This is a genomic window from Zobellella sp. DQSA1, from assembly GCF_041950555.1.
Taxonomy (GTDB): Bacteria; Pseudomonadota; Gammaproteobacteria; order Enterobacterales; family Aeromonadaceae; genus Oceanimonas.
Map to the genome: position 1 here is coordinate 2567774 of NZ_CP169531.1, position 14654 is coordinate 2582427.

Annotated in this window: 10 protein-coding genes; 4 read left to right on the plus strand and 6 right to left on the minus strand. The window is 63.3% G+C overall.

What is annotated here, in order from left to right:
* Positions 1–19: 19 nt before the first annotated feature.
* The 3 genes from dgcA to ACEVBK_RS12410 form a co-directional block, all read right to left on the minus strand.
* A complete protein-coding gene (gene dgcA, locus ACEVBK_RS12400; protein WP_375055253.1) occupies positions 20–2083 on the minus strand; it encodes a dimethylglycine demethylation protein DgcA in 2064 nt (687 codons plus the stop codon).
* 121 nt (positions 2084–2204) lie between these two features.
* On the minus strand, positions 2205–2735 hold the full coding sequence (locus ACEVBK_RS12405) for a DUF5943 domain-containing protein (protein ID WP_375055254.1): 531 nt from the start codon (positions 2733–2735) through the stop codon (positions 2205–2207).
* Positions 2736–2768: 33 nt separating this feature from the next.
* Positions 2769–3749 (minus strand): dipeptidase, encoded by a 981-nt coding sequence (locus ACEVBK_RS12410; RefSeq protein WP_375055255.1) that lies wholly within the window; start codon positions 3747–3749, stop codon positions 2769–2771.
* Between the two features lie 2933 nt (positions 3750–6682).
* Between ACEVBK_RS12410 and ACEVBK_RS12415 the strand changes: the two genes are divergently transcribed.
* Entirely contained in the window at positions 6683–6973 is a 291-nt protein-coding gene (locus ACEVBK_RS12415; RefSeq protein ID WP_375055256.1) for a GIY-YIG nuclease family protein, read from the plus strand.
* A 516-nt stretch (positions 6974–7489) separates the two neighbouring features.
* Here the strand turns inward: ACEVBK_RS12415 and ACEVBK_RS12420 are convergent.
* Together ACEVBK_RS12420 and ACEVBK_RS12425 are read right to left on the minus strand one after the other, a co-directional pair.
* Positions 7490–8542, minus strand: coding sequence for a GlxA family transcriptional regulator (locus ACEVBK_RS12420; protein ID WP_375055257.1), 1053 nt, complete (start codon positions 8540–8542; stop codon positions 7490–7492).
* A gap of 502 nt (positions 8543–9044) precedes the next feature.
* Positions 9045–10637, minus strand: coding sequence for a BCCT family transporter (locus ACEVBK_RS12425; protein WP_375055258.1), 1593 nt, complete (start codon positions 10635–10637; stop codon positions 9045–9047).
* On the opposite strand from ACEVBK_RS12425, the gene ACEVBK_RS12430 reads away from it, so the two are divergent.
* Together ACEVBK_RS12430 and ACEVBK_RS12435 are read left to right on the plus strand one after the other, a co-directional pair.
* Positions 10579–10884, plus strand: a complete 306-nt coding sequence (locus tag ACEVBK_RS12430) for a hypothetical protein (RefSeq protein ID WP_375058618.1) — start codon at positions 10579–10581, stop codon at positions 10882–10884. The two genes, ACEVBK_RS12425 and ACEVBK_RS12430, sit on opposite strands and share 59 nt — an antisense overlap.
* A gap of 64 nt (positions 10885–10948) precedes the next feature.
* A complete protein-coding gene (locus ACEVBK_RS12435) occupies positions 10949–11179 on the plus strand; it encodes a hypothetical protein (protein WP_375055259.1) in 231 nt (76 codons plus the stop codon).
* 545 nt (positions 11180–11724) lie between these two features.
* Here the strand turns inward: ACEVBK_RS12435 and ACEVBK_RS12440 are convergent.
* Complete coding sequence (locus ACEVBK_RS12440) at positions 11725–12999, minus strand: SRPBCC family protein (protein ID WP_375055260.1); 1275 nt, start codon at positions 12997–12999, stop codon at positions 11725–11727.
* Between the two features lie 302 nt (positions 13000–13301).
* On the opposite strand from ACEVBK_RS12440, the gene ACEVBK_RS12445 reads away from it, so the two are divergent.
* A complete protein-coding gene (locus tag ACEVBK_RS12445) occupies positions 13302–14408 on the plus strand; it encodes an FAD-binding oxidoreductase (RefSeq protein ID WP_375055261.1) in 1107 nt (368 codons plus the stop codon).
* Positions 14409–14654 lie beyond the last annotated feature (246 nt).

The window sequence follows — 14654 nt, forward strand, 5'->3', positions numbered from 1 at the left end:
GTTACCCCGGCCCCTTGGCTCAGAAGTCTTTACACAGACGCAGGGCGTCGTAAATGGCGGCGTGGGTGTTGCGCTGGGCCACGCAGTCGCCCAGGCGGTAGAGCAAATAGCCCTGGCCGTGTTGCGCCAGCGCCGGCTGGGCCTTGGCCGCGTACAGGGCTTCCAGGTCGATCTGGCCCTTGTTCACGGAATCGCCCTTCAGCTCGTAGTAGAGCCGCTCGTCCGGACGGACGCCGTTCTCCACCACCACCTGGTCCACCACCCGCTCCTCTTTCTGGCCGGTGTATTCGTTTTCCAGCACCGCGATGAGCTTGTCCCCTTCCTTGTACACCTTGTGCAGGGCCATGTCGGAGCTCATGATCACCTCCCGCTCGTACAGGGAACGGTAGTAGGTGGGGAAGGTGGTGCCGCCGATGGCCGCGCCCGGCTTGATGTCGTCGGTCACCATTTCCACCAGGCTGCCCTTGGCGGCCAGGTAGTCGGCCACCGACATGCCGGAGAATTCGCAGATGGTGTCGTACACCAGCACGTTCTTGCCCGGCTCCACCTTGCCGGAGAGGATATCCCAGCTGCTCACCACCAGGCCTTCATCGGCGCCCCACTCGGGGTTCTGCTCGATAAAGGGGGTGCCGCCCACCGCCAGGATCACCACGTCCGGCTTTTCCGCCATGATGGCGGGCATGTCGGCGGCGGTGTTCAGCCGCAGGTCCACCTTGAGGCGGGCCAGCTCCAGGGCATACCAGCGGGTAATACCGGCAATCTGATCGCGCTGGGGTGCCTTGGCCGCCAGGGTGATCTGGCCGCCCAGCTCGGGGGCCTTTTCAAACAGCACCACCGGGTGGCCGCGTTCGGCCGCAACCCGGGCCGCTTCCATCCCGCCGGGGCCGCCGCCCACCACCACCACCTTGCGCAGGGGGCCGTCGGTTTTTTCGATAAGATGGGGCAGGCCCATGTGCTCGCGGGAGGTGGCCGCGTTCTGGATGCAGAGCACGTCCAGGCCCTGGTACTGGCGGTCGATGCAGTAGTTGGCGCCCACGCATTGGCGGATTTGATCCACCTGGTCCATTTTGATCTTGGCGATCAGGTGCGGATCGGCGATGTGGGCGCGGGTCATGCCCACAAAGTCCACATAGCCGCCTTCGATAATACGCTGGGCCTGGGTGGGATCCTTGATGTTCTGGGCGTGGATCACCGGCACGCTCACCACTTCCTTGATGCCCGCCGCCAGGTGCAGGAAGGGCTCGGGCGGGTAGCTCATGTTGGGGATAACGTTGGCCAGGGTGTTGTGGGTGTCGCAGCCGGAACCTATCACGCCGAAAAAGTCCACCATGCCGGTGTCGTCGTAGTATTTGGCGATCTGCTTCATGTCGTCGTGGCTGAGGCCGTCCGGGTGGAACTCGTCACCACAGATACGCATGCCCACCACGAAGTCGGGGCCCACTTCGGCGCGCACCGCCTTGAGCACTTCCAGGCCGAATTTCATGCGGCCCTCGAAGCTGCCGCCCCATTCGTCGGTACGCTTGTTGACCCGCGGGCTCCAGAACTGGTCGATCAGATGCTGGTGCACGGCGGACAGCTCCACGCCGTCCAGGCCCCCTTCCTTGGCGCGGCGGGCGGCCTGGGCGTAGTCGCCGATGATGCGCCACATTTCTTCCGGCTCTATGGTCTTGCAGGTGGCGCGGTGCACCGGCTCACGGATGCCGGAGGGCGATACCAGGGTGCTCCAGTCGTAGCCGTCCCAGCGGGAGCGGCGCCCCATGTGGGTGATTTGGATCATGATCTTGGCGCCGTGCTTGTGCATGGCGTCGGCCAGGTTCTGGAAGTGGGGAATGATGCGGTCGGTGGAAAGGTTGACCGAACTCCACCAGCCCTGGGGGCTGTCGATGGACACCACGCTGGAGCCGCCGCAAATGGCCAGGCCCAGGCCGCCCTTGGCCTTTTCCTCGTAGTATTTGACGTAGCGCTCGGTGGTCATGCCGCCGTCGGTGGCATACACCTCGGCATGGGCCGTGCTCACCACCCGGTTGCGGATGGTGAGCTTGTTGATGTTCATGGGTTGAAACAAGGCGTCGAACTGTCCCATCCTGGAATCCTCTAGTACATGCCGGGCCGGCATCCGGCCCGCCGAAAATTAAAACCTGCTCGCTTCGTCACTTTCGAGCCCTGCCCTGCATGCCCGCCTTCGCGGGCATGACGGGGCGTGTTTACAGCGGGCTCACCTCGAACAGGCCGTAGTCGTAGCCGGTCTGGGCGCCGCTTTGCACCTGGCGCGCCTGGGTACGCACCGAATGGCCCAGGCTCTGGGCAATCTGGTCCATGGCGCCGGCGAACCAGCCGGTGAACATGTAGTCCACCATGCGGTCCACCTTGCCGTACTGGTAGACGAAGGCGGAATGATCCAGCCGTACCTTGGCGGTGCCGGCGGGAATGTCCAGCTGTTCGATGGTGAACAGGCCCCAGCCACGCTGGGACAGGCGCTTCATGTAGTGCTCGAACACCGCGTCGCCGCTGATGCCGTGGCACTCGGCCTCTTTCTCGCACCAGTGCCAGGCGGACTTGTAGCCGGCCTTGTACAGGATCTCGGCGTAGCGCTCGGGACCCAGCTCTTCCTCTATCGCCATGTGGTTGTTCACGAAGAAGTGGCGCGGCACATAGAGCATGGGCAGGGCGTCGGTGGTCCAAACGCCGGTGTCGGCGTCTACTTCAATCGGCATTTCGGGTGCATGTACTGACATTGTGGTTTCTCCCTCGCTTCCTTTATATGTTCCTTATTCGCCCCAGACGTCCTTGAGTACTCGTACCCAGTTGCCGCCCATGATCTTCTCCACCACGCGCGGGGAGTAGCCGTGGCGCAGCAGGGCCTCGGTCAGGTTGGGGAAGTCGCCGATGGTGCGAATCCCTTTGGGGTTGATGATTTCGCCAAAACGGGTCAGGCGGCGGGCATAACCCTTGTCGTGGGTCAGCCATTCGAAGAAGTTCTGATCGTGACCCTGGGTAAAGTCGGTGCCGATGCCGATGGCATCTTCGCCCACCAGATCCAGCACATAGCCGATGGCCTCCACGTAATCCTCGATGGTGGAGTTGATGCCGTTTTTCAGGAAGGGGGCGAACATGGTCACGCCCACAAAACCGCCGTGCTCGGCGATAAAGCGCAGCTCCTCGTCCGACTTGTTGCGCGGGTGGTCCTTGAGCCCGGCGGGCAGGCAGTGGGAGTAGCACACCGGTTTTTTGGAGGCCAGGATCACCTCTTCCGAGGTTTTGGCGCCCACGTGGGACAGGTCGCACATGATGCCGACCCGGTTCATTTCTTCCACCACCTCGCGGCCGAAGCCGGACAGGCCGCCGTCACGCTCGTAGCAGCCGGTGCCCACCAGGTTCTGGGTGTTGTAGGCCATTTGCACTACGCCCACGCCCAGTTGCTTGAAGATTTCCACGTAGCCCAGTTGATCTTCGAAGGCGTGGGCATTCTGGAAGCCGAGGATGATGCCGGTACGGCCTTCTTCCTTCGCCTTGAGGATGTCGGCGGTGGTGCGCACCGGGCGGATCAGATCGCCGTGTTCCCGGAAATAGCGGTTGAACTCGGCGATGTTGTTCACCGTGGCCTGGAAGCCCTCCCACACCGACACGGTGCAGTTGGCGGCGGTAAGGCCACCGCGGCGCATGTCTTCGAACAGCTCACGCCCCCAGTTGGCGATAATAAGGCCGTCGATCACGATCGATTGTTGGTGTACTTCAGCTGCACTTTGCATAGCCAGACCTTCCTTGCATCTATTTGACGGGTGAACCGAGTTCACCGGATTCAGAGGCAGTCTAGCCCGCGGGTCCCCCCGCCCACTGGCTGAAAGCGACGAGCGCATAGCCAAAAACGTCACTGTTCAGTTTGGGTGTCGGGAAAAGACAAGTGGGGGGAGGTAAGGCGGGAGTCCATACATGTCTGCACACCCGGCGCCGTGGTCCGGGCCGCTGCTCCCTGCCCTGGATACCCGCCTTCGCGGGCAGGACGACGTGGGTGTCAGGCCCGAGCGCCCTCTCGTCACTCCCGCGCTTCTTTTGTCACTCCCGCGCAGGCGGGAGTCCATGCACCTCTGCGGCCCGGCGCCGTGGTCCGGGCCGGTGCACCCTGCCCTGGATGCCCGCCTTCGCGGGCATGACGGCGTGGGTGTTCAGGCCCGAGCGCCCTCTCGTCACTCCTGCGCTTCTTTTGTCACTCCCGCGTCCCTTTCGTCACTCCCGCGCAGACGGGAGTCCATGCGCGTCTGCACACCAGGCCCCGTGGTCCGGGCCGCTGCTCCCTGCCCTGGATACCCGCCTTCGCGGGTATGACGGCGTGGGTGTTCAGGCCCGTGCGCCCTCTCGTCACTCCCGCGCTTATTTCGTCACTCCCGCGCAGGCGGGAGTCCATACGCGTCTGCACACCCGGCGCCGTGGTCCGGGCCGCTGCTTCCTGCCCTGGATGCCCGCCTTCGCGGGCATGACGGTGTGGGTGTTACTCCCGCGTCCTCTCGTCACTCCCGCGCTTATTTCGTCACTCCCGCGCAGGCGGGAGTCCATGCGCGTCTGCACACCCGGCGCCGTGGTCCGGGCCGGTGTCCCTGCCCTGGATGCCCGCCTTCGCGGGCAGGACGGCGTGGGTGTTCAGGCCCGTGCTCCTTCTCGTCACTCCCGCGCTTCTTTTGTCACTCCTGCGCAGGCGGGAGTCCATGCGTGTCTGAACACCCGGCGCCGTGGTCCGGGCCGGTGTCCCTGCCCTGGATGCCCGCCTTCGCGGGCATGACGGCGTGGGTGTTCAGACCCGTGCGCCCTCTCGTCACTCCCGCGCTTCTTTTGTCACTCCCGCGTCCTCTCGTCACCCCGCGCTTCTTTTGTCACTCCCGCGCAGGCGGGAGTCCATACGCGTCTGCACACCAAGCGCCGTGGTCCGGGCCGGTGCACCCTACCCTGGATGCCCGCCTTCGCGGGCATGACGGCGTAGGTGTCACTCCCGCGCCCCTTTCGCCACTCCCGCGCTTATTTCGTCACTCCTGCGCAGGCGGGAGTCCATACGCGTCTGCACACCCGGCGCCATGGTCCGGGCCGCGGCTCCCTGCCCTGGATGCCCGCCTTCGCGGGCATGACGGCGTGGGTGTTCAGGCCCGTGTCCTCTCGTCACTCCCGCGCTTATTTCGTCACTCCCGCGCAGGCGGGAGTCCATGCACCTCTGCGGCCCGGCGCCGTGGTCCGGGCCGGTGCACCCTGCCCTGGATGCCCGCCTTCGCGGGCATGACGGCGTGGGTGTTCAGGCCCGTGCGCCCTCTCGTCACTCCCGCGCTTATTTCGTCACTCCCGCGCAGGCGGGAGTCCATACGCGTCTGCACACCCGGCGCCGTGGTCCGGGCCGCTGCTCCCTGCCCTGGATGCCCGCCTTCGCGGGCATGACGGTGTGGGTGTTACTCCCGCGCCCTCTCGTCACTCCCGCGCTTCTTTTGTCACTCCCGCGCAGGCGGGAGTCCATACGCGTCTGCACACCCGGCGCCGTGGTCCGGGCCGGTGCACCCTGCCCTGGATACCCGCCTTCGCGGGCATGACGGCGTGGGTGTTCAGGCCCGTGCGCCCTCTCGTCACTCCCGCGCTTATTTCGTCACTCCCGCGCAGGCGGGAGTCCATGCGCGTCTGCACATCCGGCGCAGTGGTCCGGGCCGGTGCACTCTGCCCTGGATGCCCGCCTTCGCGGGCATGACGGCGTGGGTGTTCAGGCCCGTGCACCCTCTCGTCACTCCCGCGCAGGCGGGAGTCCATGCGTGTCTGCACACCCGGCGCCGTGGTCCGGGCCGCTGCTCCCTGCCCTGGATGCCCGCCTTCGCGGGCATGACGGTGTTGGTGTTACTCCCGCGCTCCTTCTCGTCACTCCCGCGCTTATTTCGTCACTCCCGCGTCCCTTTCGTCACTCCCGCGCAGGCGGGAGTCCATGCACCTCTGCGGCCCGGCGCCGTGGTCCGGGCCGGTGCACCCTGCCCTGGATGCCCGCCTTCGCGGGCAGGACGGCGTGGGTGTTACTCCCGCGTCCTCTCGTCACTCCCGCGCTTATTTCGTCACTCCCGCGCAGGCGGGAGTCCATGCGCGTCTGCACACCCGGCGCCGTGGTCCGGGCCGGTGTCCCTGCCCTGGATGCCCGCCTTCGCGGGCAGGACGACGTGGGTGTCAGACCCGTGCACCCTCTCGTCACTCCCGCGCTTATTTCGTCACTCCCGCGCAGGCGGGAGTCCATACATGTCTGCACACCCGGCGCCGTGGTCCGGGCCGCGGCACCCTGCCCTGGATGCCCGCCTTCGCGGGCATGACGACGTGAGTGTTCAGACCCGTGCGCCCTCTCGTCACTCCCGCGCTTATTTCGTCACTCCTGCGCAGGCGGGAGTCCATACGCGTCTGCACACCAAGCGCCGTGGCCTGGACCGCTGCTCCCTGCCCTGGGTGCCCGCCTTCGCGGGCATGACGGCGTGGGTGTTCAGGCCCGTGCACCCTCTCGTCACTCCCGCGCAGGCGGGAGTCCATGCGCGTCTGCACACCAAGCGCCGTGGTCCGGGCCGGTGCACCCTGCCCTGGATGCCCGCCTTCGCGGGCAGGACAGAATCATTGAGGCATCGAGCCGGTTTGTTTTCATTTCCTCGCTACACTTGGGAACATCGTCACCAGATGGCTTATCACGATGCTCAAACAGCCTGCGGTCTACATCCTCACCAATAAGCGAAACGGAACCCTGTACACCGGGGTAACCAGTAACCTGGTGCAGCGCATCTGGCAACACAGGCAGGAAGAAGTGGAGGGGTTCTCAGCCCGATATGGACTGCATTTGCTGGTGTACTTTGAGCTACACGCCGACATGTATTCCGCCATTACCCGCGAAAAACAGCTCAAGAAATGGAACCGGGCCTGGAAAATACGGTTGATTGAAGGGCAAAACCCCGGCTGGCGGGATCTGTGGACGGAGATAATTTAAAACATCCGCCGCCATACCTGGTTTCTGTGCCCACAACCCTGGATGCCCGCCTTCGCGGGCATGACGGCGAATGTCACCCCGCGTCCCTTTCGTCACTCCCGCGCAGGCGGGAGTCCATACGTGTCTGCACATCCGGCGCCGTGCTTGGACCGCTGCACCCTGCCCTGGATACCCGCCTTCGCGGGCATGACGGCGTGGGTGTTACTCCCGCGTCCTCTCGTCACTCCCGCGCAGGCGGGAGTCCATGCGCGTCTGCACACCCGGCGCCGTGGTCCGGGCCGGTGCACCCTGCCCTGGATACCCGCCTTCGCGGGCATGACGGCGTGGGTGTTACTCCCGCGTCCTCTCGTCACTCCCGCGCTTATTTCGTCACTCCCGCGCAGGCGGGAGTCCATGCGTGTCTGCACACCCGGCGCCGTGCCTGGACCGCTGCATCCTGCCCTGGATGCCCGCCTTCGCGGGCAGGACGAAAAAAGGCCCCATCACGGGGCCTTGGGTTGATAAGGGCAACCAGCCTTAAAGGGTGACCGAGGCGAAGGTGGGTTCGCCACGGGCCGATTCCAGGCGGATATTGAGTTCCAGTTCGGGCATGACCGGGGCGATTTCCTCGGCCTTGGGCGCGGAGCGACCGCAACGGTCATCCCGCGGCGGCACCCCGAAGTTTTCCCGGTAGCATTTGCTGAAATGGGGGGTGGAGACGAAGCCGCAGGCGGTGGCGATCTCGATAATGGAATAGGAGGTCTGGCGCAGCAACTGGCGGGCCCGCTTGAGCCGCAGGTTCAGGTAGTAGCGGGAGGGCGAGCACTTCACATGGCGCTGGAACAGCCGCTCCACCTGGCGGCGCGACAGCCCCACGTAGTGGGCCAGTTCGTCCAGGGTGATGGGCTCTTCCAGGTTGGCTTCCATCAGCGCCACCACTTCGGCCAGCTTGGGCTGGGCCGAGCCCACCAGGTGGCGCAGGGGTACCCGCTGCTCTTCCTGGCCTTCGCGGATGCGCTCGCACAGGAACATGTCGCAGATGGCGGTGCTGAGCGCGCTGGAGTGCTCCTTCTCGATGAGATGCAGCATCATGTCCATGGGCACGGTGCCGCCGCTGCTGGTAAGGCGATCGCGGTCGATACAGTAGAGGGCGTTGCTGGTGTCCAACTGCGGAAAGGCCTCCTTGAAGGCGGCCATGTATTCCCAGTGCAGGGTGCAGCGGTAACCGGTGAGCACGCCGGCGTCGGCCAGCAGGTAGCTGCCGGTACACAGGGCGCCGAGCTTGACCCGGCGGTGGGCCAGTTGCTGCAGCCAGGCGCGCAGGCTGCGGCTGCGGGCGTTGGCCACCCCAACCCCGCCGCATACCAGAACCATGTCGATATGGCCGCAGTCGTGAATGCCGTGATCCGGGGTGACCATGATGTTGTCGCTGGCCCGTACCGGCTGGCCGGTTTCGGTGAGCATCACCCACTCGTAAAGCGGCTGTCCCGACAGCTGGTTGGCCATACGCAGGGGCTCGATGGCGGAGGCAAGGGAAATCATGGTGAAGTTGTCCACCAGTAAAAAACCGACGCGCTGTGTTTGGTTCATTGCTCTTGCTCCTGGCCCTGTGCCGCGGCGGGAGGGGCCTGTGTCTACCATTGCTACTCGATGACGAACATTACCCGCCACCACAACAAACAATTTATTAAAAAATATATAACATTTGAGGCGCTCCAGAAATCCGATCACTTGCAATTTTTCGGCGCTCAGTCACAACTTGTCACTAAAACGTGATAATTCAGTCATTGCTCATGTAAAAACGGACCCGGGTGTCACTCTTCAATACGGGGAAAAGCCTAGGATTTATAAGCTTCTCCCCTCTGTTCAAAAGGCAATATTCATGCCAGCGCCTCAACTGCGGAAAAATATATAATAACTTTCGCAAGAAACGGGTTTTTGAGGTTTTTGGGAGGGGAAAAAGATTACCTAGAAAGAAGTAGAGTAGCCGGACGGCCGGAGCAGCCCTAAACCGGAGCAAGGCTGCCCCAAAAACGGGCAAAAAAAAGGGGGGACAGCATCCCCCCTCCCTGTTCATCACCCTTCCTTTCCGTCAGGAGGACGGCGGTATTTTCACCGTCTCCGGCTGCACCGCCGGCAACTCCTGGTGCAGGGCGCGGAACAGGCCCCACATCATCACCATGATCACCGCCGAGAAGGGGAAGGCGGCGATGATGGAGGCGGTTTGCAACGCCTTGAGTCCGCCCGCCATCATCAGGATGGCGGCCACCGCGGCCACCGCCAGGCTCCATATCACCCGTTGGCTGCGCGGCGGATGCTCTTCACCCAGCGAGAGGATGGTGGTCACCACCAGGGTGCCGGAGTCGGCGGAGGTGATGAAGTAGAGCGCTACCAGCACAGTGGCCAGCACCGCGGCCAGGTAACCGACCCCGCCGTCCTCAAGCAGGCTCAGGGTGGCATACAGCGCCGAGGTCACGTTTTCGCCCACGGCGGTGACGATGCCCGCCTCGCCGACGGCCGAGACCACTTCGCCGGCGGCATTGGTCACGGTGTGGGTCAGTTCAAGGTAGAGCGCAGTGCCGCCAAACAGGGTCAGCCACAGCATGCCGAGCAGGGTAGGCACCAGCAGTACGCCGCAGATGAACTCACGGATGGTTCTCCCTTTGGAAATACGGGCGATAAACATGCCGACGAAGGGCGACCAGGACATCCACCAGGCCCAGTAGAACACCGTCCACCAGGACTGCCACTGGCCGTCCTTGTTGGCGTCGGTCCAGGTGCTGAGCGGTATTACGTGGGCCAGGTAGTCGCCGATGCCCTGTACATAGCTATGCAGCAGGTAGCGGGTGGGGCCGTACACCAACAGGAACAGCAGTATGGCCAGGGTCAGCCAGATGTTGATCTCCGACAGCCATTTCACCCCGCGGCCGATGCCGGACAGCACCGAGGCGGTGGCGATCAGGGAAATCACCAGGATCAGCAACAGCTGGTTGGTGGTGCTGATCTCCATCCCGAACAGGTGGTTGAGGCCGGTGTTGATCTGGGACACGCCCAGGCCGAGGGAGGTGGCCACCCCGAACACGGTGCCGAACACCGCCAGCACGTCGGCGGTGTGACCCATCCAGCCGTAGATGCGCTTGCCGATCAGCGGATAGAGAGCGGAGCGGATGGTCAGCGGCAGCCCCTTGCGGTAGGAGAAGTAGGCCAGCGCCAGCCCCACCACCACGTAGATGGCCCAGGGATGCAGGCCCCAGTGGAAGAAGGTGATGCGCATGGCCACTTCCGCCGCCTCGGCGGTCATGCCCTGCTCGATAAAGGGATTACTCTGGAAGTGGTAGATGGGTTCGGCGATGGACCAGAACACCAGACCGATGCCCATGCCGGCGCTGAACAACATGGCGAACCAGGAAAACAGGCTGTATTCCGGCCTGGCGTCGTCCTGGCCCAGGCGCAGCTGGCCGAAGCGGCTGCAGGCCAGTACCACGCAAAATACCAGCATCAGGGCGACGATGGCGATGTAGTACCACTTGAAGTGGGTGAGAATACCTCCTGACAAGGTGTCGAACAGGCTGGCGGCGGAGTCCGGGAACAGGGCTCCGCCCAACACAAACAAGGTAACGATCACCATGGAACTGATCGTTGCCGCCGGACTCATTCCTTTCAAAATTCCATCTTTGCCTAACATAGGACAAGATCTCCGTCGGATTGGGGACTATATGCAACTTGGCAGGCAATGGCGTTTCGTCCTCTTGCGCCGCTGCCCGTTTCTCTGGGTATTGGCTGGTCGTGTCCTTTTACAAACACCGGTCGCGACCAGCAAATACCGGCCCTTATCAAAACAGTTAACGGCTGCTCAAAACTTCCCCGGTACGACGCCGGGTTGCCCGAGGACGCCCCGTTCCGCCATCTCTGTTCTGGATGCGACATGGTGACGCACCCGCCCTTGCCGCCGTGGTTGACGCTGCTTAGGCTGTGGCAAAAACGACGGAGGAACAAATGATGATGATCACCGAGCTTATCGATCAGGACGATTTCAGGGCTCAGCTGCAGTCCTGGGGGCTGGCCGAGGCCGGCCAACTGTCGTTGGCGGAATGCCGCCCCTTGCTGGCGCTGCTGCTGGCCGGCCCGAACCGTGCCTTGTGGCAGGAACGGCTGGAAGCCTTGTTGGCCAAGCGGGAGTTGCTGCATCCGGAGGTGCTGGCCCTGGTGGAGGAGTCTCTGGGGTAAAAACATGGGCAGGCGGCGAAAGCCGCCATAGACTCCCGCCTGCGCGGGAGTGACGAGAAAAAGCGCGGGAGTGACGTAAACTCCATCATGCCCGCGAAGGCGGGCATCCAGAAGCAGACGACTCACCGCTGAACAAGCATCATCCGGGATCCACCCCTGGACTCCCGCCTGCGCGGGAGTGACGAGAAAAAGCGCGGGAGTGACGTAAACTCCATCATGCCCGCGAAGGCGGGCATCCAGAAGCAGACGACTCACCGTTGAACAAGCATCATCCGGGATCCGCCCCCTGGACTCCCGCCTGCGCGGGAGTGACGAGAAAAAGCGCGGGAGTGACGTAAACTCCGTCATGCCCGCGAAGGCGGGCATCCAGAAGCAGACGACTCACCGCTGAACAAGCATCATCCGGGATCCGCCCCCTGGACTCCCGCCTGCGTAGGAGCGACGAGAAAAAGCGCGGGACTCACGGGAAGAGACCGGGAGTGACTACCATTAAACCAAGGGGAGCCTGAGCTCCCCTTGGTGTTTACATCATCAGGTAATGCCGCTTATTCCGGCAGTTCGACGGGCAGGCTCTGGCCCAGGGCGTTGGCCACGAAGGTGTCGGCGTACCAGTTGACGAAGTTCACCACCCCGAACTCGTAGGTGGGCGAATAGGGGCCCGGCTCGTAGGCGACGGAATTGATGCCGCGCTGGTTCTCCTCGGCCAGGGTTCTGTCCTGAGCGTTGGTGGCGTCCCACACCCGGCGCAGTTTCTCCACGTCGTAGTCCACCCCTTCCACCGCATCCTTGTGCACCACCCACTTGGTGATCACCTTGGTCTGCTGGGGGCCTATCGGAATCACCTGGAAGGTGATCAGGTGGTCACCCTGGCCATGGTTCCAGGAGTTGGGCAGGTGCAGTATGCGCAGCGAGCCCAGATCCCGTTCTTTTACCCGGCCCAGCAGCTTCTGGCAGGCGGGGGTGCCATCGATGGTCATGGCCACCTTGCCTTCGGCCAGGGGCATGCGCACCATGCGGTTGCGCAGGCCGAAGGAGATGTGCTCGTGAGGTATGCCATCGGCATCCCACTCGGCCGCCTTGCGCGCCACGTGGGCCTTGAAGGCGTCACTGGCGCGGGGATCGTTGGTGTCGTCCCACTCCAGCAGGGTGTTGAGCAGCTCCGGGTGGGAGCCGGCACAGTGGTAACACTCCCGGTTGTTCTCGAGCACCAGCTTCCAGTTGGCCTCCTCGACGAGTTCGGACTGCACCGCTACCTTGGCGTTTTCCAGATCGTAGGGCTCCAGGTAACGCTCCAGCTCGGCCAGGAAGCCGTCGATTTCCGGCGGGTTCTCCGCCAGGCTGATGAAGATATAGCCACCGGCGGTTTTGGTGTGTACCTGCTTGAGCGGGAAATCGGCCTTGTCGAACTGGTCACCCATTTCGTTGCCGGCGTAGAGCAACTGGCCGTCCAGCTCGTAGGTCCACTGGTGATAAGGACACACCAGCTTGGCCACCTTGCCCTTTTTCGAGGTGCACAGGCGCGAGCCCCGGTGACGGCAGACGTTGTGGAAGGCCTGCACCCCCTGCTTGTTGCGCACTATGGTGATGGGGTTGTTGCCCACCTCCAGGGTGATGAAGTTGCCCAGTTGGGGGATCTCGCAGGTCAGGCCCACGTACAGCCATTCCTTGTAGAAGATTTGCTCCATGTCGGCGGCGAACACCTCGGCACTGTTGTAGCAGGCCTGGGGAAGGGAGTAGCCGGGACGACGCTCTCGCAACAGTTGTACGGTTTCCGCCAATTTGGGGCTGTTGCCGATGACGGTGGTGTTGGTCTGCTCCATCTGTATTGCTTCCTTTACTGTGTTGAGGGAATGGTGTGTCCCGGCCTTGCTGCTGGACCCCACTGTTGGCCATATTTTTATCATGGTTATCAAGCACGGATTATCTGAAAACGACTCCCCCCACGGTGTTTTCCGACCTGCCCGTTCCCGCCTTGCGTCGGCGCCGCCTATCCCTTGACCAAAGCGGGGCTGGCGGACATTTCCATGTCGTTTTTAAGCAACCATCCGGGGCCAAACTGCTCAAGAATGCGGGCATAAGGATAACGCGGGGATCACTCCCCTGGCCCCACCGGAGGACAGCGATGAATCAGGACTTTATTTTACCCATCAACACCCAGACCTGGAGTAACGGGCGCCACCCGGTGCGCTGCGTACGCGTGGTCCAGGAAACCTGGGATGTGCGCACTTTCTGCTTTACCGCGGAAAGCCCGTTGCTGTTTTTCTTCAAGCCCGGCCAGTTTGTGACCCTGGAGCTTGAAATTGAAGGGCAGCAGGTGATGCGCAGCTACACCATCGCCTCCTCCCCCTCGGTGCCCTACAGCTTTTCCATTACCGTCAAGCGGGTGCCCGGCGGCGTGGTCTCCAACTGGCTGCATGACAACCTGAAAGAAGGCGACGCCCTGGCGGTGCATGGCCCGGTGGGCAACTTCAACTGTATCGACTTTCCCAGCGAGAAGGTGCTGCTGCTCTCCGGCGGCGTGGGCATCACCCCGGTAATGTCGATGCTGCGCTGGTGGTTCGACACCAATGCCGAGATGGACATCCATTTCGTGCACAGCGCCCGCACGCCCAAGGATCTGGTGTACTACCGGGAGCTGCAACATATGGACTCGCGGCTGAACAATATCCACTTGAGCCTGATTTGCGAGCGCACCGATATCGGTGAAACCTGGAGCGGCTACCGGGGCTACCTCAACAACACCATGCTCAGCCTGATCGCCCCCGACTTTATGGAACGGGAAGTGTTCTGCTGCGGCCCGGGCCCCTATATGAAGGCGGTACGCAATCTGCTGCAGCATGCCGGCTTCGACATGGACCGCTACCACGAGGAAAGCTTCGGCGCCACTCCGGCAGATGTTATCGAAGACGTGGAGCATATGGCCCAGGAGGCCTCGGACCTGGCCGAAGAGCTGGAACGTACCGAAGACCGGCTGACCGTCTCCTTCCTGGAAAGCGATCTGCAGGTGGAGATTATGCCCGGGGAAACCCTGCACAGCGCCGCCGCCCAGGTGGGCCTGCATATTCCCAAGGCCTGCGGCATGGGCATCTGCGGCACCTGCAAGGTAAAGGTGACCAAGGGCGAGGTGGCCATGGAGCACAACGGCGGCATCACCGACGACGACATCGCCGACGGCTATGTGCTGAGCTGCTGCAGCGTGCCCAGCGGTGACGTGGAAATCGCATTTTGAGTTAACGGATTACTTGGTCGGGGAGGGCTTTATCAGGTCCGTCCACTTTGCCTGAGCCGGACAATACGGCTCGGGCTTTTTTGCGTTGGGGCTTTTCGTCACTCCCGCGCAGGCGGGAGTCCCTACACCTCTGCGGCCCGGCGCCGTGGTCCGGGCCGGTGCCCCCTGCCCTGGATGCCCGCCTGCGCGGGCATGACGGCGTGGGTGTTCAGGCCCGTGCGCCCTCTCGTCACTCCCGCGCAGGCG

Coding starts and splice junctions, on each gene's coding strand:
- dgcA (WP_375055253.1), bottom strand. CDS start 2,083: ATGGGACAGTTCGACGCCTTGTTTCAACCCATGAACATCAACAAGCTC.
- ACEVBK_RS12405 (WP_375055254.1), bottom strand. CDS start 2,735: ATGTCAGTACATGCACCCGAAATGCCGATTGAAGTAGACGCCGACACC.
- ACEVBK_RS12410 (WP_375055255.1), bottom strand. CDS start 3,749: ATGCAAAGTGCAGCTGAAGTACACCAACAATCGATCGTGATCGACGGC.
- ACEVBK_RS12415 (WP_375055256.1), top strand. CDS start 6,683: ATGCTCAAACAGCCTGCGGTCTACATCCTCACCAATAAGCGAAACGGA.
- ACEVBK_RS12420 (WP_375055257.1), bottom strand. CDS start 8,542: ATGAACCAAACACAGCGCGTCGGTTTTTTACTGGTGGACAACTTCACC.
- ACEVBK_RS12430 (WP_375058618.1), top strand. CDS start 10,579: ATGGAACTGATCGTTGCCGCCGGACTCATTCCTTTCAAAATTCCATCT.
- ACEVBK_RS12425 (WP_375055258.1), bottom strand. CDS start 10,637: ATGTTAGGCAAAGATGGAATTTTGAAAGGAATGAGTCCGGCGGCAACG.
- ACEVBK_RS12435 (WP_375055259.1), top strand. CDS start 10,949: ATGATGATGATCACCGAGCTTATCGATCAGGACGATTTCAGGGCTCAG.
- ACEVBK_RS12440 (WP_375055260.1), bottom strand. CDS start 12,999: ATGGAGCAGACCAACACCACCGTCATCGGCAACAGCCCCAAATTGGCG.
- ACEVBK_RS12445 (WP_375055261.1), top strand. CDS start 13,302: ATGAATCAGGACTTTATTTTACCCATCAACACCCAGACCTGGAGTAAC.